Genomic DNA, 23,790 nt, shown 5'->3' on the forward strand with positions numbered 1-23,790 from the left:
GCGTCACCTTTCTGAAGTACTGGGCTGTTTTTGCAACGCGGTCATTGCAGAAAATGCGTGGGGAAAATGGCGGACAATCTGCGTAAAAAAGGACCGGGCTTGTTGAATGGGATAGAAATGATCGCCGTCAATCACCACCGGGCCTGTAACGTGGCTCAGCCACTGACGCCAGGCATCGACCTGCTGCCAGGAGGCTTCGCGATCGTGGCTGCCGCACAATAACAGCGCAGGCGTGCGCAGCGGCGGACAGACGTCGGGCGAGTCGTAGTGATAGCTCTCGGTGGCGTAAAAATCAGCGCGCAGAAGAGGAAGAAACAGCGACATTAATTCCTGGTTTTCCCGCAGTTCAGGAGAACATCCGCCAATGTCTATCAGCTCAGCGATAAAGTCGGCATCATCGCGATGGCTGAGCTGGCGTTCAGAATGCAGATGCGGGGCATGGCACCCGGAAATAATCAGTCCTTGTGGCGCAAGCCCCCGTTGCTCCAGAAGTCGGCAGGTTTCAAACGCCACCTGCGCCCCCATGCTGTGCCCGGCGAGTAAAAGCGGCGTGTCAGGCGATACGGATGCTTCCAGCTCGTTCGCCAGCAGTGCCGCCAGTTGTGTAATGCTTCTGAGCGGTTCCAGATGGCGAAGGCGATCGCGCCCCGGCCAGGTCACCAGAGAAAGCGCGCAATCAGCCAGTTGCTCAGCTTGCCAGTGGCGAAACGCGCTACTGCTGCCGCCAGCGAAAGGGCACATGACCAGATGCGCAGTATTGCCGTTCCGGGCGGGCCACAGCGGGATGCACATTGCAGATTGCGTCACAGCGCCTCCTTATCATCATCGTTGTAGAAACCGGCTAACCGGTCGTGGTGCGGCGGCGTCAGGCGTCTGATCTCCGCATTGCCGGTCTTACGTAAAATCTGCTGCCATAAACGTGATAACGCGATCTGATGTACGCTTTGGCAGGCCGCTGGTGGATGTTCGCCCGCCAGATGGCTGCGCAACTGGTGTAGCAACCAGCTGACGCCCTCCGGCCCGACGGTTTCGCAGCAGTCGCGCCAGCTCAGGGGCGCCGCGCTGCGCGTCAGACCCGGCAGATCGCGCAGGATCTCCGGTCTGCGGTAGAGGCTGTGGGCGTTCTCCTGATGGTCTGCGACAAACAGGCTGGATGACCAGATGACGGGGCCGTAGCTCGCCTCCAGCGAAAGATGACCTTCCGGCCAGCCCAGCAGCAGGCGGTGCATGATAAGGCTATGCATATCTGGATCGTCAGGATCGAGATAGCGCTGAAGCAGCAGGCAGGCTTCTCCCTCCGGCCAGAAGAGTCTCAGACAGTGAAAATCGCTAAAGCTGCCAACCACGTCGCACTCCACGGCGGCGGCATCAACGCCCAGAGCCAGCAACAACAAATCCAGAGTGGAGTAGAGCAACTGTCGGCTGGTGGTGGCGTGGACTACCGGCGGCGTCTTAGCCAGGCAGCGACGCAGCTGCTGCGCATCGCGAAGCCATGTGCGTCCCGCGCGCGTATGCGGATAAAACGTGTTTACCCAATAGCAGCAGCCCTGTTCCTGCGCCAGCGTTTGTAAGGAACTGATGTCATCCGGGTGGAGGGGATGCTCCTGAATGACGTGTACGCCGCGCGTCAGAAAGTGTCTGGCAAGCTGCGTACCGGTTCCTCCGGCGACGGTCGAACGCACGACAATACAGGCGATATCCGGCATCCTGGTTATCTGTTCCGGCGAGGGATACAGCGGAATGCCAAACGCATGAGCCAGCTCTCTTGAACGGGCGCTTCCCTGCGCCAGCAGGCCGACCAGTTCCAGCCCCTCCGGGGGCTGCATAAAGGCATTCAGGTACATTTCGCCAAATTTGGCGCCCACAATCAGTACGCGTTGTTTTGGGGAGGCGGACGGCATCATAACGTGTTCTCCGGTTGCGTTGAGGTTGCGCAAAGCCAGCGCGTAATGTGTTGCGCACAAGCCTGAACGTGGGGGGCTTCCATCATGATTTGCCAGTGGCTGGCTTCAATCACAGCGTCGTCGGCGTTGTTTATCCAGCCCTGCCACTCGGTTTCTGCTGGCGTCCAGCGCGCGGGTCTCCCGGCGGCATACACCATGAGACAGGGGACCGGAACGCTTTCGCCCGGCGTATGCTCAGTCAGTAAACGCAGCAGATGCGCGATGTTGTCGAGCCACGTTTCTGCCGCTTGCAGCGTCAGGTTTTGCGACACCATACCGGCCGTTTTAGCGAGGCTGATAAAGTCGGCAAGCTGGCTGTCGGGCGTCTGCTGGTCGAAATGTTCGGGCAGTGCCAGAGGCGTTTGTCCTTCGGCTAACAGGCGCAGCAGGGCCGCCCGGTTTTCGCAACAGAAATCCTGTCGGCACACGGGATCGATTAACACCATCCGAACCTGCTCGCCTTTGGCGTACAGGCGCTGTGCGGCGCCCGCCGCAAGAAACGCGCCATACGACCAACCCGCCAGCACATAAGGGCCGTGAGGCTGCTGACGACGGATGCACCCGACATACTCATCGATCATCTGGTCGAGCGTGGCAAAGCGCTGCGGCGATTTTGCTTGCAGGCCGAAAACGCGCCTGTTCAACGCGCTAGCGAGCGGCAGCCAGGCGCTGATATCGCCGTCTGAAGCGTGGAAGACAAACAGGGTTTCCTCACCGTCGCCCTGGCAAAGGGGTATCGGGTTGTCCTCTCCTGACGTAGCCGCCTGTAGATGGGCGCAGAAGTCGCTCAGCGTCGAATGGCTGAACAGATCCTGAAGGTTAGCCCTGGCAATGCCTCTCCGGTTTAGCTGCGCGACCATCCTTGTCGCCATCAGGCTGTCGCCGCCCAGTTCGAAAAAGTCGTGATGCCTTGCCACGGGGCGAGACAGCAGCGATTGCCAGAGTTCAGCCACCTGTTTTTCCAGCGCCGGATTCCCCCCGGCAACTGGCGTGGGTTTGGCTGGCTCAGTCGGCGCATCAGACGGGGCATGCAGCGGCGTAAATAACGCTTCTCTTTGCCGGATCTGTAAAATGGGCAGACCGGTGCCAAAGCGCTGCTGTAAATAGCGGCTCACGGCTTTTTTATCCGGGCGATTTACGCCAGGCGAACGCGCCACCAGCAGATGCTGGCGCAGCGGCGACGATTCCTGCGCGGGCCACGCCAGCTCGTTTGCAAACCCGGCCTGAACGAGAACCTCCTGCCATGCGGAGCGGGTGAGCATCGGTTTCTCATCCCGGCGGCGGAAATCGCGGTATCCGCTTAATCCCTCAATAAAGCCCACGCTCGCCAGCTGGAATACGCTGTTTCGCTCCGTCGCTTCAACGATCAGCAAACGTCCGCCGGCTTTCAGCAACAGTTTTAATCTGCGCAACGTCTGGACGACATGGCTGGCGTCGTGGAGCACATTGACGGCAACGATCAGGTCGTAACCCGCCTCCGGGTGGGCGGTGAAATCCAGCGGCTGGTTGATGTCGAACAAGGCATAAGACACCTGCGATTCATCATGGAAACGGGCTCTGGCGTCATTGAGGAACTGCGCGGAGACGTCCGTGAAGTGGTACGACTGCCGCGTGTTCCGCGTGGCCTTCAGCACCGGCGCGGTAGTGGCTGCGGTTCCGGCGCCAACCTCCAGAATCCGTTCTGCGCTGCACAAGGCGGCAATCTGCGCGGTATAGCGATTCAGACAGGCGCTGGCGGGGTTGTCGCGATACAGCGCGTCGGTAACGCGATGCTGCTCGTTGAACAGCAATTCCAGCGGAGAATACTGCCCGGAGAAGAGGGCGTCGTGCCGGGCGATGCAGGTTTCCAGATACTGCGCCAGCGCCTGGCTCCATTGGCTTTGCGGGCACGCTTCCTGAGGCTCAGGAATCTCGCTGAGCGGAATGCGGCAGCGCCAGCTTTCACCTTCGCGGATTAACCACTCTCTTTCCGTCAGACACTGTAGCCACTGGCGCAGCAGACGCTGGTGAGACGCTTGCGCGGACAGCGCCTGTACTATTGCGCTAAAGCGATGGGCGATCTCCGGCGTGGTAAACAGGCCGTGACGATTTAGCGTAGCCGCGATCCCCTGTAGCGCACGCGCCTCCAGCCAGCGCCAGGTCGCCTCCAGCTCATCAAGCTGCGCCTGCTCAGGCAACGGCAGCGCCAGTTGGGTAAGTTCGTGCTCATCAGGCATCGCCGCTGATGGCGACGGATCGTCGGCCATCACGATATCCAGCGTCAACGCGCCCTGTTCGGTTATTTCCGCTCTGGCCTGCCGGATGCCGGGGTATTCGAGCGTCGCCTGCTCAATATCCCGCAGGTCGTAGTCCGCCTGCGCGTTCAGCGGCCAGCGTCGGCGGGGAATGTGCCCGGCGATGCCGCTGGCGAGAGTCTTCAGGCTTTCAGGGGCGGCGATGACGGCTTGCAGGATGGCGCAATAGTCATTAAACATCGCCTCGGCAGCGCCGGGTTCCAGCACGTTGTCCATGCAGTACCAGCTAAACTTCAACTCGCCGTCGCTCTCCATGACCTGATGATCCAGCCAGACCTGCGGCGTTTGCGTGAATACATAGCAGGGTTCGCCGAACAGATGGCTCATCGCCTGATCGATAGTCATGCCTTCCAGCGTCATCCCCAGCATACTGGTAAACACTACCGGCATCAGCGGTTGACGTTGTGATCCGCGCAGGCGGCCCAGCTCACGGATCACCTCAACACCGTTCATTTCACTGTGCGCCATGTTTTGCCAGAGGCGCTGTTGGGTCTGTTGCATCTGCTCTTGCAACGTCACCGGCGCTGAGAAGTTAAAATCAACCAGCGTGACGGAGGTAAAATCACCAATCAACTGGTTGATTTGCGGATGGATCGGCTGGCGATTGAAGAACGTCAGGTTCAGCGTAAATGTTGTGGTACGGCTCCAGCGCTCAAGGGTGGCGGCAAACAGCGTGAGCAGCGCGGCAGACGGTGTGACGCCTTGCTGCTGCCAGCGCTGTTTCACGGCCTGCCATTCTGTCTTGCCGATCGTCGATTTGAAGGTGGTGAAGTGTGGCGTTTCCGGGGGCGTCTCAACCACCGGCAGCTCTGGCGCTAAGGGCAGTTGCGGCAGTTTTTCCTGCCAGTAATCCCAGGCATCGTGCCATGCCGATGTCTGTCGGCGCGCCTGTTCAGCCATCACATAATCACGGAAGGTAATAGCGAGCGGCGCCAGCGTTTCACCGCGCCAGACCTGCGCCAGGTCGTCCATCATGACTTTAAAACTCTGCACATCAAACTGCAAAAGGTCGAGGTTCATATGCAGACGGTAATGGCAATCGTCGATTTCGCTGACCACCAGCTCAAAAAGAGGCCACTGGTCGGCAGGCAAAACGCGATAGCTCAGTTCATGCCGCCGTTTTTCCAGCGCGATGCGCTGTTCTTCCGGGGAAAGCGCGCGCAGATCGTCACGCGGGATGTGATACTCCGGCGTTGTCGCCAGGATTCGCTGCTGCCCGTCGGCATCAACCACCATACGCAACATATCGTGGCGTGCGATGAGCTGGTTCCATGCTTTCTCCAGTATGGCGAGATTGAACTCATCGTGGCGTTTATCCCACTCAAACAGGACGTGACAGGCGACGCCGCCATAGCCAATGAGGTGGGTTCGCCCCAGCCAGTAGGCGTGCTGAATGGGCGTCAAAGGGAAGGGCGCATAACGCTCGTCGGCGTCGTGCCGCAACACTTCCGGCTGCGAAGCGGCAGGCGTCGCCTCTGGCTTAGAACAGATAAGCTGCGTGAGTCCATGAGGAGACAGATCCTGCCACGCCCGTTCCGCATTGATGCGTACGCCCAGGTAGTGCTGAATATCGCTACTGAGTTCAAGGAAGAGCAGCGAGTCCATGCCGAGTTGCAACAGATCCTGGTTTGGATGCAGTGACGCCGGATCGCTCAGCCTTAGCTGAACCGCAATCCGCTTTTTCAGCCATGCCATCACCGCTGTTTCATCGCTCAGGCTGCCGTTAAAGGCGTTGTCATCAGCAGGAGGAATGACCGGCGTTGCGGCTTTTTCTGTGGCGCTGATGTTAAACAGAGCCTGTTGTAACGGGGGCATTTTGTCGGTAAAAACGCGCATCGCCAGTCGCCACGGGGCGCCGCGCATCACCGCCTGTTCCAGGTGCCAGCAGCCTTCGGCATCGCTTAACGCGCCCATACCTCGGCTGGCGAGCGTCGCCAGCATTTCCGGCGTGGCCGCCCGACCGCTTTCTCCCCATGCGCCCCAGGCGACAGAGAGCGTTTTCGGCGCATCAAGGGTGGAAAACTGCTGGGCCAGCCCGTCCAGGTAGCCGCAGGCCAGCGCATGGGCGCTCTGACCCGGCGCGCCGAGGGTGGCGGCAGCGGAAGAGTAGAGAATAAGATAGCGTCCGTCGTGGTTGCGCAGGGTTTGCAACAGCTGGCTTGCCGCCTGCGCTTTTACCGCGAAAACGGCAGCCAGCTGGTGGTCATCAAGCTCCTGCAAGGGCGCGTCAGCCAATACGCCAGCGGCATGAATCGCTCCGGCAATGCCGCCGTTGGCCGCCAGATCGTCAAGAACCGTGGCCAGTTGCCCGGCATCCCCCACATCACAACGGCAGACGCGCGTCTGCCCGCCCTCCACGTCGCGTAGCCATGACTCATCCACGCGCGGCGCCAGCAGGGCGATGCGTCGCGCCCCTTTTTCTCTGAGCCAGTTCACGGCAAGGCGGCCTAATCCGCCAAACGCTCCGGTCACCAGATGCCAGCGGCTATCGCCGGTAAACACGTTTGCCGGTAATTCAGCGGCGCATCCCGTATTGGGCGCCAGTGAAGGGAGCCAAAGGGTGTCACCCCGTGCGGCGAGCCAGCGCTGTGATAGTGAGACTGCGCTCAACCCTTGATGCAGCGTTTCCCACGGGGTGTTTTCGGCGAGATCGATGGCGGCAAGCAACCGTTCCGGCTGTTCGTTGGCCGCGACGCGAAGCAAGGCCCATAGCGCGTGATGGGATGCAGAGAGTGCTTCATTTTCCTCGACTCGCCACGCGCGGCGAGTAACCACAATCAATCCGGCTGCGCTGGCGGTGAGCGCTGCTATCACTTTCTCCGCTAAGGCCAGCGTATCCTCGCTCTCCTCAACAATCATCAGTCGCGAAGAGGCGTGCGGATCGTGAATGATGCCGTATTGCGCCAGCTCGTCGCTGCGCGCAAGCGTACCGGCGCTGAAGCTAAAGGTAAGCGGTTGGTCAATGCTGGCGACGTTGAGGGGCGTCCAGCGCCATTGATAATGCGTCTGCGGCGCAGGAAGAGACGCGGCGGGCGATAGCGGCAGCCACTCGCCAGCAGGATGACGGGCTTCAACGCGCATCTGACCGCGGGAAAAGGCTTCGTTTTGCCAGCTTAAGCGAACCTTCCCCAGCCACTCCGGGGCGGCGACGGGGGGCGGTTCCACAGGCAGAGCGTCGCCATGACGCTGTGAAAGCAGACGCCAGGCCTCCTGCCAGCGGGCGTTAAACCGTTCGGGCTGACCTGCGCAATCAGACCAGTCGGCGAGATAATCACCGTTATCCGTCAGCGCCTGCCCCAACACGGGTTCTGATGGCGCGGTGAATGTTACGGCGCTAACCGCCTGACCGGGCAGCGTGGCGAGAATGATATGTTCGCTCATCCCGGCGGTCGGGCTGCCATCCTGCGGTAGCCACGCCACTTTGCTGAATCCGGCGTGGCGGCACTGTTGTTGCCACTGAGCGGTGGTGAGGAATAACTCACCTTCGCGGGCGTCGAGATCCTGTAGCGGAAGAACCAGCGGGCCGAAAACGAAGTCAAACAGACGCATTGGCTGGGTGATTTCGCGCATCAGCAGGCGCCCGCCCGGCTTGAGCAGGGGGCGCAGATTATCGAGCGTGCGGCCAATATGGCGGGTGGCGTGAATCACGTTCGCTGCCACGATAAGATCGTAAGACTGTGCCTGGAAACCCTGAGACTGCGCCTCTTTTTCGAGATCCAGCTCGCTATACTTCACAAAATCATAGTCGGTGAATTTCTGCTGGGCGCGACGGGTGAACAGCGCCGAGATATCGGTGAAATGGTACTCCAGTGCCGGAACGCCGTTGAGTTCCGGCAGCAGCCACGCGGTGGTGCCGCCAGTTCCGCCGCCAACTTCAAGAATACGCAACGGCTGGCGGGGCTGACGCGTCTGGACAATGCCGTGTAATACCCCGGCGGCGATTTGGTTGAAATAGCGGCCAAAGCTGAATTCCTGATACAGCACTTCCACGCCGTCGGAGGCGCTTTGCGGGAAGATAATCGCCACCGGTTCTTCCGCGCCGCTCATCATTTCATATAACCGATCGCCGGCACGGGCGATGGTGTCGGGAATAGCCTGAAAACCTTCACAATAACCGGCAAGTTCCGTCAGCAGTGATTCCCGCTGTTGATGTTCAATGGGGCGGGCGCGGACGTATCGCCCGTCGGTGCAGCGGTAATCGCCGTCGACCACGCAGTTATTCAGCAGGCGCTGGAGTAGCTGCTGGTAGCGGGGCAGCAGACGTCCACGGCGCATGATGGTCATGGCGTCCACGCCGTTCTCAATGGCATCGCCGGTACAGCGTTGTACCAGTTGATCGACGTAGATGGCGTGCAGTCGCGTGGCGCACTGTTTAAGCGCTTCCAGGCGAGGGAGATCGAGCGCTGTCGCGGCGCGACTCGCCACCTCCAGCCCGGCAGACAGCGCTGCGTCGGCAGGCTCGCAGGCCGGGGAGACGCGCTCTTTCCAGTAACGCTCAGTATCAAACGGATAACATGGCGCAGCGATACGTTGACCATCGCCCGCCAGCAGGTCGGCCCACGGTAGGGCGACGCCGGCAGCGTAAAGCTGGAGCAGGGCCTGATTGAGGACATCGCTCGCCTCTTTGTTACGCCGGGCGCTGGCTATCCAGTATGCGTTATCGCGGTATTCGCGCTGCCCGCACGCAACCAACTGGGCATCGGGCCCCATCTCCAGAAAAACGCGGGCGCCGAGCTGATGCGCCACCTGAATACTCTGGATAAAACGCACCGGCTGGCGCATGTGTCGGCGCCAGTAATCCGCCTGGTTGAGCGTTGACTCATCAATGACGTCGGCGGTGAGCGTGGAAATAATCGGTATTTGCCCCGGCTCCGCGTGCAGTCCCGCGCAGGCGTCCTGGAACCGATCGAGTATCGGCTCCAGTAAAGCGGAGTGCGCCGCACCGGTTACGCTCAGGCGACGATAGTTAATGTCATGCTGCGAGAGCGTGGCGCAAAATACCGCGAGACGGGCTTCCGGCCCGGAAAATACCGTATGTTGCGTACCGTTGTTGGCGGCGAGATCCAGCTCAAACTGGCGAGCCAGCGGCATCAGCGTGTCTTCGTCTGCAAATACCGCCACCATCGCGCCGCTTGCGCACTGCTGCATTAGCGCGCCGCGCCGACAAACCAGTGGCATGACCTGTTCAATCGTATAGTGTCCGCAGACAACGGCAGCGGCAAATTCACCGACGGAATGCCCAATGGCGAAGTCTGGCTTCAGTCCTTCAGCACGCCAGTGCGCCGCCATCGCGATTTCAAACGCGACAATCGCCGGCTGCGCCCAGGCCATATTGTCCAGTTGCGCCGAATCGGGGTTAAACATCGCTTCGCGCAGTGACGGCGTGAGCATTTCGCTACAGGCGGAAAAACAGCGATCCAGCGTGTCGGCAAACGCCGTTGAGTGCTGGTACATCGTTTGACCCATAGTGCGCCAGTGCGAGCCCTGGCCGGTAAACAGCCACACCTGCTTGCCGCTGGCGCCGTGGCCGCTGTAAACCAGCGCCCCCGATTTCTCACCGGCCCAGGCGCTGAGCGCCTCGGCGGTTTCACGGTTTAATGGCGCCGCCAGGCGGAAGGGGAGATCGAGACGGCGCGCGTGCAGGGTTGTGAAGGCCAGAGAGCTGGCATCCGCATTCTCTCTCAGCGCCCCGGCATAATCCGTCGCCAGCCGCCGCAACGCGCTGTCGCTGGCGGCGCTGAGCAGCAGCGCGGTACTTTTTCTGCCGCTATCCGTATTGGGGAGGCGCGCGTTGAGCGCGTCGGGCAGCGAGGCGACGATCATATGGCAGTTGGTGCCGCCAATACCAAAGGAGGAGACGCCCGCATAGCGCATTTCGTCCTGCCATGCCTGTGCCGACACCGGTATGGTAAAGGGGCTCTCTTCAAGTTTCAGCGCCGGGTTGGGGGTGTGAAAATTCAGTAAGGGAGGAATTTGCCCGCGACTGACTGCCAGAACGGTTTTCAGCAGTCCGGCAATGCCCGCCGCGGTATCCAGATGGCCCATGTTACTTTTCACGGAACCGAGCGCACAGCGCTGATCCTGCGGGCGAGGCGCATAGACGTTGCGTAACGCTTCAATTTCAATCGCGTCGCCCAGCGGTGTGCCGGTGCCGTGGGTTTCAATGTAACCTACCTGCCTGTCGTCGATGGCCGCCAGCATTAACGCCTCTTCGATGACTGCCTGTTGCCCTGCGACGGAAGGGGCGGTATAGCCGACCTTTCTGTTGCCGTCGTTGTTGACCGCGCTGGAGAGGATCACCGAGATAATCGGATCGCCTGACAGCAGCGCGTCTCTCAGGCGACGCAGCACCACGCAGCCGAGACCGTTACCGGCCCAGGTGCCCTCAGCCGAGGCGTCAAAGGGACGACAGTGACCATCAGGAGAGAAAATCATTCCGGGCTGGTAGCGGTAGCCTGCCTGCTGGGGGAAAGAGAGCGCCACGCCGCCGGCAACCGCCATATCGGATTCGCCTGCGCGCAGGCTTTCACAGGCCAGATGCACGGCAACCAGCGAGCTGGAGCAGGCGGTCTGTACCGATAACGCCGGGCCGTGCAGGTTGAGTTTGTACGCGGCGCGGGTGGCAATATAGTCTTTATCATTGCCCATCAGAGATTGCAGACCTTTTACCTGCGCGACTTCTGTCACGTTCAATGCTTCGCGACCGGGGTAGGTACTCATCCGGGAAGAGGCGAAAACGCCGGTCTTATGGGGGACGGCGCCGGGGGCATAACCGGCATGTTCCAGCGCATGCCAGACCGCCTGCAAAAATAGGCGCTGCTGCGGGTCCATCGACTCCGCTTCCTGTCGCGAATAGCCAAACAGGGTGGCGTCGAAGCAGTCGGCGTTGTCTAACACCGTACCGATATTGACATAATGAGGATCGTCAATGATGGCGGCATCCAGACCGACGGCCAGAAGCTCTTCGCGCGTAAAGCGTCGGCTGCATTCACGACCTTCCAGCAGATTTTGCCAGAACGTTTCGCCATCCGGCGATTCAGGAAAATGGCAGGCGTAGCCGATAACCGCGACAGGTTCGCAGTCCGGGTAGTGTTGAGCGATCGATGCATCAATGGAATCTGCTGTCGGCGCAGAAGAGAAGCGCAAGTTATCCATAATCGGTCCCGTTTCCTAAGATTCACAAAGTCAATGGAACGCCATGCGTTCGCGATGGCGTTCCGGGGAAAATCAGTTTGCTTCGCGCTATATCCGCCGCTGACGACGGCGAACAGGGCGAGGTCGTTTTGTTTTCTCCACCGTGGCGACGCCGGCCAGATAATCGGCCAGGGCAGCAGGAGAAGGGTGGGTGAAGAGGTCAAGCAACATCAGGGTGGAAAATTCGTGACGTTGTAACAAAACGTGCAGTTGCACCAGATTCAGCGACGTTGCGCCCGCCTCAAAGAAGTTTTCTGCGGGCGTGACAGACTCGCCAACCACCTCGCGGAAGGCGTCGCAAATCAGGCTGACGGTGCTCTCGTCCGCCGCAATGTGTGGCTGAGATTGCTCAGGGCATACGCGCGGTGAGCGCTCTGCGCATTGCCCTGCGTGTTTAACGGGAGGCACCAGCGCGGCGAGCGGCAGTTGCCAGCCGCTTTCATCCTCGGCCATTCGGTTTAGCAATGCGCAATACTGTTCAAACTGGCGCTCCACCTGCCCGGCAGGAAACAGCGCGGCGACAAAATCCCAGTTAAAGCGCAGTTCGCCTTCGGATTCATAAATCTGGTGATCGAGCCAGACCTGCGGCGTCTGGGAGATGCCCCAGACCGGTTTGAGCAGATTACGCCGGGCGAGGAAGTTATCCTGCTCAAAGCCCAGCGCGCTGGTAAAGACGACGGGCATCGGAACGGCAGGCACGTTTTGCCGTTGCGCCAGTTGACGCATCACGCGGATGGCTGACACATCGCGGTGGTTGAGGTTCTGGCTCAGCCGCTGCTGTAGTGACTGCGCGCTGTGCAGCCAGCTTTCGCCGGGATGCCAGCTCAGCAGCATCAGCGAGGTGAAATCGCCCAGAATCTGGTTGATTTGCGGGTGCAGCGGTCGCCTGTCGAAAAGCGTAAGGTTAAGCGTGAACTCAGGCTGTGCACTCCATGCAGAGAGAACCGTTGACCACACCGACAACAGTACGGCCGACGGGGTGAGATGGGCGTCAGCCGCCCGTTTTTTCAGCCGATGCCAGCGCGTGCTGTCCAGCGCGCCGTTCAGGCGGGCGAAGCGCGGTGTTTCAACCTCCTGAGGCAAGCAGCGCAGCGGCAACGCAGGCGCCGGAGGAATATCATCAAGCTGCGCCTGCCACCATGCCAGAGAATCTGGATTGGGCGACTGTAGCGAGGGTTGTTGCAGATAATCCCTGAAGGTGACGGGCAGCGGCGGAAGCAGCTGTTGCGGGTAGCGGTAGCCGTGCTCCAGCTCCGCCAGCAGGATCTGCATGCTCAGACCGTCAAGCAACAGGTTATCCAGACACAGCCACAGGCGGGCAGGCATCCCGTCCACGTATCCGACCTGGAGATCGAATACCGGCCACACTTCGGGGTTGAGTACCTGATGCGCCAGTTTTTCGCGCACCCGCAACGCCTCTTCAGGCGTATGGAGGGTGTGTGCGGGTATCACCCAGGGGGGCGTCTGTTCGAGCACCTGTTGCTGTCCATCACGCACGATGGCGCGCAGCATATCGTGGCGGGCGATTAATCGGTTCCAGACCGTCTCCAGCCGGGTGAGGTCCAGATCGGCAATTTCAAATTCAACAAAGAAATGTGAGCCGACGCCGCCCAGGGCAAAGCCCGGCTGACGCCCCACCAGGTAAGCCTGCTGCACGTCGGTAAGCGCAAAGGGCTGGTAGCGATCTTCAGGGGAATGGACGAATGGTTGTTCGACCGGGACGTCGGTTTTCCGCAGCGTGGCGGCAAAATCCGCCAGCCGGGGATGATTAAACAGGTCGCTTAATTGCGCTTTATAACCTGCCTGATGAAGTTGCCCGGTCAGACGGGTCGCCAGCATGCTATCGCCGCCTTGCTGGAAGAAGTCGGTTTCTCTGGTGACATTGCCAGTTGATAAGAGTTGCTGCCAGAGGGCGGCAACCTGTTTTTCAATGTCGCCCTGGGGTAAATCCGCTTCGGCCGGGTTTTCCGCTTCAGGGGTATGACGACGCTTCAGCGCCTGGTAGTCAATTTTCCCGTTAGCCGTCAGCGGTAAGGCGTCGAGGAAGACGATCCGTTGCGGCACCATCCACCCCGGCAGACGTCCGGCGAGGGCGGCCTGAAGTTGACGGGGATCGCGGCGCACCTGCCTGTCAGGACATTGTACGAGGAAGCGTTGTAACCCCGCGACCTCATCGCCATGCTGACAGTTGAAGGCGGCCGCGCTAAATAATGCCGCCCAGTCGGCGCTGTTATGCAGCAAGGCCTCCGGCTGCCCATTGGTTAACAGGAGCGTGCTGAGCAGGGCGGACGGCGTTAACTGGCGAAACTCCATCACGTAGAGCAGCGCGCCGGGAACGGCAAGCTGTTGTAATGTCGCAAGGAGCCCGGGATCTTCCGGCAGCAGACGATGCAGGGCGTTATTAAGCCAGATAATGTCCGCCGAGTGAGCGTGCGCCGCCAGCGTGTCTGCATTCCAGAGGGACAGACGGGCGCCAGGCCAGGGGGCGAGCCTCTGCCGGGCGCTCAGCAGCATCTCCTGGCTCTGCTCAAGCCCGACATACTCAATCTGTCCGGCGTTGAGCTGTGCTAACAGCGATTCTGCGGCGCGGCCAGTGCGGGTTCCCACCTCAAGCAGGCGTATCGGGCGCTGTAAGCGCTGTGCAAGCTGTTGGCAAATTGTCGCCAGTTCCTGAATATACGGGGCGCTGGCCGGATGGTTAAAGGCCAGGCTTTCCGGCGACCACTGCGCGTCGTTCAGTAACGACAGTTCGTTACGGGCACCGCGAAGAATTTGCGATAACGTTAAATCATGTCCGCTGAAGTGCGGGTGCTCATCCTCGCGTTCTTCACCAGCGCAGACCTGATAACCTTCAGCAGCGGGCTTCAGTCGCCGTTGTGTCACCAGAAATGCTAACCAGCGTTCCACCACGGCCTGCCAGCGCGGCTGGATAGCGAGTGAGTTCATCAGGGGGAGAGGATCGGCGCCAGCGGTGTGACCCGGCTTCAGTTTTAGCAGGCGATGCTGAAGGAAATCGGCTACCTGTTCTGCGGAGATCTCTGGCGAGATGGCGCAACAGGGCAACGTTCCCGCAAGCGTGTGCCACGCCTGCGGCAGTGCCGGGTTCCGATGATCGGTAACGCAAAAAGCCTCGCCTTGAGGAACAACGTATGCCGCCAGCGTTTTTTCTTTTTCGCCGATCGCCAGAACGGTTGCTTGTTTCACCCCCGCCAGCTGGCTGAGCGCGCTTTCGATTTCGCCCAGCTCGATGCGATATCCTCCGACTTTGACCTGCTTGTCGCGACGACCGAGGAACTCGATTGTGCCATCTGGCCAGTAGAAGCCGAGATCGCCGGTGCGATACCAGCGCTCGTCCGGGAGCGTCAAAAATTGCTGCTCGCTACGCAGGGGATCGTTGAAATAGCCTTCCGCGACCCCAATGCCGCCAATCCATAATTCACCCGGCACCCAGTCAGGGCAGTCCCGGCACTGTTCATCCACCACCCGGTAGCGTTGGTTGGTTAGCGGAAAACCGTAAGGGATGGAGCGCCAGTGGGCGGGGACGTCGTGAATTTCGCAGGCGTTAGACCAGATAGACGCCTCGGTGGCGCCGCCCATCGCGATAAATTGTCCTTGTGGCCGGAAGGCCCGATAACGGGCGGGGAGGTCAAGCCCGATCCAGTCGCCGGAAAGCATCACTGCGCGCAGGTTTTCCGGCGTGGCGTCGGCGAAACCTTCACACCAGGTCAGCAGCATATCGAACAGCGCCGGGACGCTGTTCCAGAGCGTGACCTGATGGCGCTGGATCAGCTCACACCATGCGTGAGGATCGCGCCGTTGATTTTCCATCACCATCACCAGCGCGCCGCCCGCGCGCAGAACGCCAAAAATGTCGTAAACCGATAAATCAAAATGTAGGGCGGAGAGGGCCAGCACCCTGTCATGCGGGCCAACCTGATAGCGGGTATTGATATCGCAACAGGTGTTAAGCGCTCCCCGGTGAGAAATGACTACCCCTTTCGGCGTACCGGTAGAGCCGGAGGTGTAGATAATGTAGGCCGGTTGCGTGGGGGCGCGTACTACCGGGTTGGCGATCGGCTCCGCCTCAATGGCCTGCTGCCAGGCAAGGACGGGAATATCGTCTGACCCGGCGCTGGCGTCGTGCTGACAAATGAGCACCAGCCGGACGCTGGCGTCAGCGTAGATTTTCTCGCGCCGTGCGGCAGGCTGATCCAGCGAAACCGGAACGTAAACCGCCCCGGCCAGCAGGACGGCCAGAACCGCAACAAGTTGTCCTGCGCCTTTCGACATAGTGATAGCCACATTATCGCCGGGCTGAACCCCGCACTCGATTAACCTGCCCGCGCAACGGCGGGCATAGTCTGTCAGCTCATGATAATTCCACTGATAACGCATGTCCGTTACCGCCAGCGCCTGCGGCTGTTGCAGAGCGATACGGAAAATGCCTTCATGCAGCAAGCCTTCGGGAATGGGGGCGCCGGTGGCGTTGACCCGTTCGCGTATCGCGCGCTGGCTGGCGGGCATCATATCTGCGAACGGCTTTTGCCAGGCGCTTTCGTCATCGCAGAGTTGGTTAATCAACTGGCAGTAGGCGTCGAACAATGTTTCGACTAACGCCGGAGGGAACAGCGCGTCGTTGCTGTCCCATTGTAGCCAGACCTCGCCGTGATGCTCGAACGCCAGATGATCTATCCAGACCTGCGGCGTTTGCGAGATGCCCCATTCCGGCTCGCCCAACGGCGATTCTGCGCGGCTGCTGTAGAGGGAACGCCCCAGATTGCTGGTAAATACCACCGGGGCGCCGTGGGGGTAGCGCTGCTGGCGTTTGAGTTCACGGAGTAATTCGACGCCGGACCAGTGGCGATGCTCCCAGTCCTCCGTAAACGTGAGCTGGTTTTTACGCGCCAGGTTGCTGACGGTATCGCCATCGCAGGCGGTATCCAGCAGAAGAATATTGGTGAAGTCGGCAAGCATCGCGCCAACCGCCGGGTGCAGCGGCTGGCGGTCGAATAAGGTGATGTTAAGCAGCAGACGCGTCAGGCCGCCCCAGCGAGCCAGCACGGCAGAAAAACAGGTCGCCAGCGCCATTGTCGGCGTCACGCCATACTCGCCGGCCCGGTTGCTAAAGGCGTGCCAGCGTGTTGCCGGGACAATCATGCGGCGTCGGGTATTACGGACTTCACGTAGCGTGGCGGGTTCGCAGGCCAGCGGCAAGACGGGCGCGGGGGGAAGCGTCGATGCTTTCGCCAGCCAGTAAGCGCGCGCGTCGTCTCTCAGTGGTTGATTGATCTTCTGCTGGTGCAGCAAATACGAGCGGAAATCATAGCGGGTGTCGATAGCCGGCAGCGATTCTCCGGCCAGCAGGGCGTTAAGCTCATCGAAGAAAAGCGTAAAGCTGGAGGCATCCATAATCAGCAGGTCAATATTGACATGGAGGCGGTGGCGATTGTCCGGCAAGAGCGTCAGCTGAAAATCAAACGTTTCGCCGATTTCCACGCGTAAAAGACGGTGGCTCAGGCGCTGGCGCAGAGCGTCCAGATAGGCCTGGCGGCTTTCAGCGTCGTTATGGCGTAAATCATGAACGGTGACGCCGTTCCAGTAAGGTTGCGGTAGCCAGACCTGCTGCCCGTCGGGGCGAAAGGCGATATGCAGCATTGGGTGGCGTTGCAGCAAGGTCGTGATGGCCTGCTCCAGCTGCGACGCCGTCAGACAATGGCCTTCAAACTCCTGATACAGGTGGCAACCCACGCCGCCAAGCGTCTGCCCCGGCATGCGGCCCGTCAGGTAGGCGTGCTGTACTGGCGTCAATGGGAAGGGGGTACTTTCGGTCATGTTCGGCCAGGATGATTCGTCGGGCGGCGTTTCTTCTTCCGCGTTCTCAGGCGACCGGCTGAGCATTAACTGGTTCCATGCCGCCAGCGTGGGGGCGGCATACAGCTCGCGAAGGGTAAGGCGGTAGCCATTTTTACGAAACCAGTGTAACCATCTCATCAATCTTATGGAATCCAGGCCGGCCTGGATCAGGTTGCTCTCTTCATGTAACTGCTGCGGCGTTAAATTCAGTTCCTGTATGAGCCGCTCGCGTAATTGTTGGTAATCAGCCGCGTGGCGGTTGTCCGGTAACAGCGAATCCTGAGATGGTGCGCCAGAAATCATTCTTCCTCCTGATGGCACGTCTTACCGAAAAGCATTGCTCATATGAGAATAATAATTATTAACAATTGGATGCTACCCGAAACGGGTTTATTTATGCCCGTTTCGGGTTGGTAACAGGCGGAAAGAACAGAGGCCCGGATGGGGTATCCGGGCCTCTGTCAGGGAGGAGTTTAGGGGGGCGCGACCCCGGTTACATCACGCGTTTAAAGGTCGAAGGGGTTACGCCAAACTGTTTCTGGAAGGCGGCAGAGAAATGGCTGGCGTTGGCATAGCCCAGATCGGCCGCCACCGTCATGACGGAGGTATTGCCGTTGGCCAGGCGTCTTCTGGCTTCCTGCATTCGTTCAGCCTGAAACAGGCCATAGACGCTGTTGTTGAACAGAACGCGGAAGCCTCGCTTAATTTTGAGAACGCTCAGACCGGACTCTCTGGCCAGCTCCGCGACGCCCGGCGCTTGCGTCAGATCAGCCAGCAGCAGATCCTTCGCCCGCAGCAGTTTCTGGCGTTCCATCGGGTTGAAGTGGCAGGAGAGGCAACTGGCGTCTTCGCGATGTTCATCCAGCACCAGACTGAGCATGACCAGACTTTGCCCCTGCAACCATAGCGTCGACGGCTTTTGTTCATGACTGAAGCCGCCGTGCATGCGCATCAGCGCGTGACGCAAGGCCTGAGCCGTTAAGTGGGTTTCAGCATTACAACGCTGCTGCTGGCAACAGCAGTGGGAGTCGATCTTATTCTTAATGACCGCGCTAATATCCGGCACCCACAGCGCGAGGGTTTCAGGGCTGAAGGAGAGGGTAATGCTCTCGAATCGGCCACAATAGGAGGCGCTGCCGCGACAGTCTGGCGTATGGGTAATGTAATGGCGATTGCGCGCAAGCTCCCAGTCGGTGTGGCGCCGGAGTCCCTGAATCGCAAAGCGCGATGTGCCTTCCAGGATGCACGAGAAGTTAATCCTGCCCAGATCGTCGTGTAGCTGCAACATCTCAGGCCGCGCAAAATGGCCCCTCCAGAGCAAAATATCCATACCTTCCTGCAACGAACAGCGCAGCAGTTCACACTGAGCAGGAATATTGCCATCGTTTGCAGGTTTCCCGACCACCAACTGGTGAATAGAGATTTCAGATTGCGTTTGCGGTGACTCCGTCATGACCTGGTTATCTCCCTGTGGCTTAGACCAATGCGGGTATAAATAGAACCGAATGGGGTAGATGAGTTATTGATAATGGTTATTATTCACATTAATTCTCAGAACGCCACCCTGAATTGTCGTTTTTGGCGTCCGTAAAAATTCATCAGGAAATTCAGTTACTCCCATGTCATCTCAATCATCCAATACTGAATCGCTGTCCCGATTTCCTCTCTGGCAGGTGATTACACCGGTTCGCAGGAAGGTTATTTTAGCTATGGCGCTGGCGGGGCTGGCGGCATTAACCAGCCTGGGGGCGCTCCTTTTTCTGGCGTGGAGCCTGCGTGACATTCGCGCGACGCCTGACGCTATTCCGGCCTGGCCGCTGGGCGGCGTGATCGGCTGCGTGGTCTTAACTTTTGTTCTGCGCTTACAGGCGTTCAACACCTCTCATTACGCGGCTTTTCATCTGGAGAACATTCTGCGCAGCAGGTTAGCCCGTAAAGCATTGCAGCTTCCGCCTGGCGTGTTACAGCAAATGGGCAGCGGGTCAGTGGCGAAAGTGATGCTGGATGACGTGAAGTCGTTACATATTTTTGTGGCCGACAGCACGCCGCTCTATGCCCGCGCGATCATCATGCCGCTGGCGACAATCGTTATCTTGTTCTGGCTGGACTGGCGGCTGGCAATCGCGACGCTGGGGGTACTGGCGTTTGGATCGGTTGTTCTCGTGCTCGCCCGCCAGCGTTCGGAAGATATGGCTCAGCGTTATCATAAGGCGCGCGAGCAGGTTAGCGCGGCGGTTATTGAGTTCGTGCAGGCCATGCCCGTGGTGAGAACGTTTGATAGCGGCAGCACCAGTTTTTTGCGCTATCAACGCGCCCTTGAAGAGTGGGTCGATGTGCTCAAAACCTGGTATCGCAAAGCCGGTTTTTCAGCGCGTTTTTCCTTCTCGATTCTGAATCCTCTCCCGACCCTGTTTGTCCTGATCTGGTCGGGATACGGCCTGTTGCACTATGGCAGTTTCGATTTTATCGCGTGGGTGGCCGTTTTACTGCTGGGCAGCGGAATGGCCGAAGCCGTAATGCCAATGATGATGCTCAATAACCTGGTCGCGCAAACGCGTTTAAGCATTCAGCGTATTTATCAGGTTCTCGCGATGCCGGAGTTATCGCTGCCGCAGTCTGACCAGCAGCCGCAAGAGGCGAGCATTACCTTTGAGCAGGTGAGCTTTCATTATCCGCAAGCGCGTACTGGCGCCGCGTTGCAGGAGGTGAGCTTTCATGTGCCTGCCGGGCAAATTGTGGCGCTGGTCGGGCCAAGCGGCGCCGGAAAAAGCACCGTGGCGCGCTTGCTGCTGCGTTACGCCGACCCGGACAAAGGCCATATCCGTATTGGCGGCGTGGATCTGCGTGATATGCAGACGGACACCCTGATGAAGCAACTCTCGTTTGTGTTTCAGGACAACTTCCTTTTTGCCGACACGATAGCCAATAACATTCGTCTGGGCGCGCCGGATACGCCGCTGGAGGCGGTAATAGCGGCGGCCAGAGTGGCGCAGGCCCATGATTTTATTAGCGCTCTGCCAGAAGGTTACAACACACGAGTCGGGGAACGTGGGGTATTTCTCTCCGGCGGCCAGCGGCAGCGCATTACTATCGCCCGGGCGCTTTTGCAGGATCGCCCCATCCTGGTGCTCGATGAGGCGACGGCGTTTGCTGACCCGGAAAACGAAGCGGCGCTTATCAAGGCGCTCGCGGCGGCCATGCGTGGCCGGACGGTCATCATGGTCGCGCATCGTCTCTCAATGGTGACTCAGGCCGATGTGATATTGCTGTTTTCCGGCGGACAGCTCAGGGAAATGGGGAACCATACGCAAGTGTTGGCGCAGGGCGGCCTGTATCAACGGCTCTGGCAACACTATCAGCAGGCGCAGCATTGGGTGCCGGGTGGAAAACAGGAAGAGGTGGTGGAAAATGAAAGACAATAATCCTGCGGATAACCTGGCCTGGCGCGTCATCTGGCGCCAGCTTATCTCCAGCGTTGGCAGTCAGGCCAGGATGCTGCGACGCAGTATGCAGGCGCTGTTGCTGGCGGCATTCATGCAGGGGATCGCCTTTGCCTGTCTTTATCCGATCATTGATGCGCTGTTACGGGGAGACGCGCCGCAACTTCTTAACTGGGCTATGGCCTTCAGCGTCGCAGCAATTGTGACGCTGGTGCTACGCTGGTATGGCCTGGGCTTTGAATACCGTGGTCATCTGGCGCAGGCCACCCATGAGTTGCGCCTGCGACTTGGCGAGCAGTTACGCCGCGTGCCGCTGGAGAAGCTCCAGCGCGGCAGGGCGGGTGAAATGAACGCCTTGCTGCTGGGCAGCGTGGATGAAAACCTCAATTATGTTATTGCGATAGCCAATATTTTGCTGCTCACCATTGTCACGCCGCTGACGGCGTCGCTGGCGACATTGTGGATAGACTGGCGGCTGGGGCTGGTGATGTTGCTGATCTTCCCTCTGCTGGTGCCGTTTTATTACTGGCGCCGCCCGGCGATGCGGCGACAAATGCAGACGCTGGGGGAAGCGCACCAGCGTCTGAGCGGCGATATCGTTGAATTTGCTCAGGGGATGATGGTATTGCGCACCTGCGGCAGCGATGCCGATAAAAGCCGGGCGCTGCTGGCGCATTTCAATGCGCTGGAAAACTTACAGACCCGCACTCACCGTCAGGGCGCTGGCGCGACGATGCTGATCACCAGCGTCGTGGAGTTGGGCCTACAGGTGGTGGTGTTATCCGGGATCGTCTGGGTAGTGACGGGCACTCTGAACCTCGCCTTTTTGATTGCCGCCGTCGCGATGATTATGCGCTTCGCAGAACCGATGGCGATGTTTATCAGCTACACCTCGGTTGTGGAACTGATCGCCAGCGCCCTGCAACGGATTGAGCGGTTTATGGCGATAGCACCGCTTCCCGTCGCAGAGCAAAGCGAGATGCCGGAACGTTACGATATCCGCTTTGACAACGTCAGCTATCGCTACGAAGAAGGCGACGGCCACGCGCTTAATCATGTTTCTTTGACGTTCCCGGCAGCCAGTATGAGCGCGCTGGTGGGTGCCTCCGGCGCAGGCAAAACTACGGTCACCAAACTGTTAATGCGCTATGCCGATCCGCAGCAAGGGCAGATTTCTATTGGCGGCGTCGATATTCGCCGCCTGACGCCGGAACAGCTCAATAGCCTGATTTCTGTTGTTTTCCAGGATGTCTGGCTGTTTGATGACACGCTGCTGGCGAATATCCGTATCGCGCGCCCACAGGCGACGCGGCAGGAGGTAGAAGAGGCCGCCCGCGCGGCGCAGTGCCTTGAGTTTATTTCCCGTCTTCCGCAAGGCTGGCTGACGCCAATGGGAGAGATGGGCGGCCAGCTATCGGGCGGCGAGCGCCAGCGGATTTCCATTGCCAGAGCGTTATTGAAAAACGCGCCGGTCGTCATTCTCGATGAACCGACTGCCGCGCTGGATATTGAAAGCGAGCTGGCGGTGCAAAAAGCGATCGATAACCTGGTTCACAACCGGACGGTGATTATCATCGCTCACCGTTTATCCACCATCGCCGGGGCCGTAAACATTCTGGTGATGGAAGAGGGACAGGTGGTTGAGCAGGGTACTCATGCGCAATTGCTCTCACATCATGGACGTTATCAGGCGCTGTGGCAGGCGCAAATGGCCGCGCGCGTGTGGCGCGACGACGGGGTTTCCGCGTCTGGAGAGTGGGTGCATGAGTGATGTTCAGTCGAATGTGAAACCGCTGACGTTGACGACCGGGCGGGTGATTTTTGCTATTGCCGGCGTCTATGTGACGCAGAGTCTGGTATCGGCGCTGTCTATGCAGTCCTTACCCGCGCTGGTGCGCGCTGCTGGCGGTTCGCTGGCGCTTGCCGGTGCGACAACCCTGTTTATGCTGCCCTGGGCGCTGAAGTTTATTTGGGCGCCGTGGATCGAGCGCTGGCGGCTTCCGCCCGGTAGCCAGGAACGCCGTTCCCGCATGTTAATCCTGCGTGGTCAGGTCGCGCTAGCGGCGATCCTGACTATTGCCGCAGCGATTGGCTGGTTTGGGCGAGAAGGGGGATTCCCCGATACGCAAATCGTCGCGTTATTTGTTCTGTTTATGGTGGCAGGCACGGTCGCCTCCACCATTGATATCGCCAGCGACGGCTTTTGCGTCGATCAACTGACCCGCACGGGTTACGGCTGGGGAAACAGCGTGCAGGTCGGCGGCAGCTATCTGGGAATGATGTGCGGCGGCGGGGTGTTCCTGATGCTGTCGGCGGCATCCGGCTGGCCTGTCGCCATGCTGATGATGGCGGTGCTGATTATGGCGCTGTCACTCCCCCTGTGGCGCATTACGGAGCCGACGCGAACAGCGACTATCCCGCATGTTCCGGCGTTAGGTTATGCGCTAAGGAGGAAGCAGGCGCGCCTGGGCTTACTGCTGGTATTGATGCTGAATTCAGGCATGCGGTTTGTGCTGCCTCTTCTGGCACCGCTGTTGTTGGATCATGGGTTGAGCATGTCCGCATTGGGCGCGCTGTTCAGCGGCGGCAATATTGCAGCGGGCATAGCAGGAACGCTGGCCGGCGGATTGCTGATGAAATACACCTCACCCGGCAGAGCGCTGTTGACGGCTTATGGCGTCCAGGGGATCGCGCTGCTGGCGGTGGTGATGACGCTCATGATGGCGCCGGGTCATCTGCTGCTGCCGATTCTCCAGTGTCTGGTCATTGTCCAGTCCATTTCGCTGGCCTGCGCGCTGGTCTGTCTTTACGCCACGCTGATGTCGCTTTCATCGCCTTTGCAGGCCGGTGTCGACTTCACCCTCTTTCAATGTACTGACGCGGCAATCGCCATTCTGGCAGGCGTTATCGGTGGCGTTGTTGCTCAACATTTTGGCTATGCGGCCTGCTTCCTGTTTGCCGGGGCATTCACGTTGCTGGCGGCGTGGGTTGCTTATATCCGGCTGCATTCGGCAAGAGAACTGATGACAAGCGCAATTGATTGATCCGGGAATAACACAGAGAGGT

At 59.6% G+C, this 23,790-nt stretch carries 8 protein-coding genes; 3 read left to right on the plus strand and 5 right to left on the minus strand.

Annotation, left to right across the window (positions count from 1 at the left end; genetic code table 11):
* Nucleotides 1-3: 3 nt before the first annotated feature.
* The 5 genes from ybtT to ybtA form a co-directional block, all read right to left on the minus strand.
* Complete coding sequence (gene ybtT / locus GRPL_RS12540; protein WP_000194282.1) at nucleotides 4-807, minus strand: yersiniabactin biosynthesis thioesterase YbtT; 804 nt, start codon at nucleotides 805-807, stop codon at nucleotides 4-6.
* Nucleotides 804-1,904 (minus strand): yersiniabactin biosynthesis oxidoreductase YbtU, encoded by a 1,101-nt coding sequence (gene ybtU / locus GRPL_RS12535; protein WP_032699301.1) that lies wholly within the window; start codon nucleotides 1,902-1,904, stop codon nucleotides 804-806. Before ybtU ends, ybtT begins: the two co-directional genes overlap by 4 nt.
* Nucleotides 1,901-11,392 carry a yersiniabactin polyketide synthase HMWP1 gene (gene irp1 / locus GRPL_RS12530; protein ID WP_032699303.1) on the minus strand — a complete coding sequence of 3,164 codons (9,492 nt, stop codon included), beginning with the start codon at nucleotides 11,390-11,392 and terminating at the stop codon, nucleotides 1,901-1,903. Before irp1 ends, ybtU begins: the two co-directional genes overlap by 4 nt.
* Before the next feature lie 87 nt (nucleotides 11,393-11,479).
* A complete protein-coding gene (gene irp2, locus GRPL_RS12525) occupies nucleotides 11,480-17,587 on the minus strand; it encodes a yersiniabactin non-ribosomal peptide synthetase HMWP2 (RefSeq protein ID WP_032699304.1) in 6,108 nt (2,035 codons plus the stop codon).
* 190 nt (nucleotides 17,588-17,777) lie between these two features.
* Nucleotides 17,778-18,737: a yersiniabactin transcriptional regulator YbtA gene (ybtA, locus tag GRPL_RS12520; protein WP_032699306.1), complete on the minus strand. Its 960-nt coding sequence runs from the start codon at nucleotides 18,735-18,737 to the stop codon at nucleotides 17,778-17,780.
* A gap of 256 nt (nucleotides 18,738-18,993) precedes the next feature.
* Here ybtA and ybtP point away from each other — a divergent pair, with 256 nt between their 5' ends.
* From ybtP to ybtX, 3 genes are read left to right on the plus strand one after another with little or no spacing between them, the layout of a single operon-like run.
* Nucleotides 18,994-20,706 (plus strand): yersiniabactin ABC transporter ATP-binding/permease protein YbtP, encoded by a 1,713-nt coding sequence (gene ybtP, locus GRPL_RS12515; RefSeq protein WP_032699307.1) that lies wholly within the window; start codon nucleotides 18,994-18,996, stop codon nucleotides 20,704-20,706.
* Nucleotides 20,693-22,495 (plus strand): yersiniabactin ABC transporter ATP-binding/permease protein YbtQ, encoded by a 1,803-nt coding sequence (gene ybtQ, locus GRPL_RS12510; protein ID WP_032699308.1) that lies wholly within the window; start codon nucleotides 20,693-20,695, stop codon nucleotides 22,493-22,495. The genes ybtP and ybtQ overlap by 14 nt, the downstream gene beginning before the upstream one ends.
* Nucleotides 22,488-23,768 carry a yersiniabactin-associated zinc MFS transporter YbtX gene (ybtX, locus tag GRPL_RS12505; RefSeq protein WP_001286280.1) on the plus strand — a complete coding sequence of 427 codons (1,281 nt, stop codon included), beginning with the start codon at nucleotides 22,488-22,490 and terminating at the stop codon, nucleotides 23,766-23,768. The genes ybtQ and ybtX overlap by 8 nt, the downstream gene beginning before the upstream one ends.
* Nucleotides 23,769-23,790: the final 22 nt, after the last annotated feature.

The sequence above is a fragment of the Klebsiella planticola ATCC 33531 genome, assembly GCF_000735435.1.
Lineage (GTDB): Bacteria > Pseudomonadota > Gammaproteobacteria > Enterobacterales > Enterobacteriaceae > Klebsiella > Klebsiella planticola.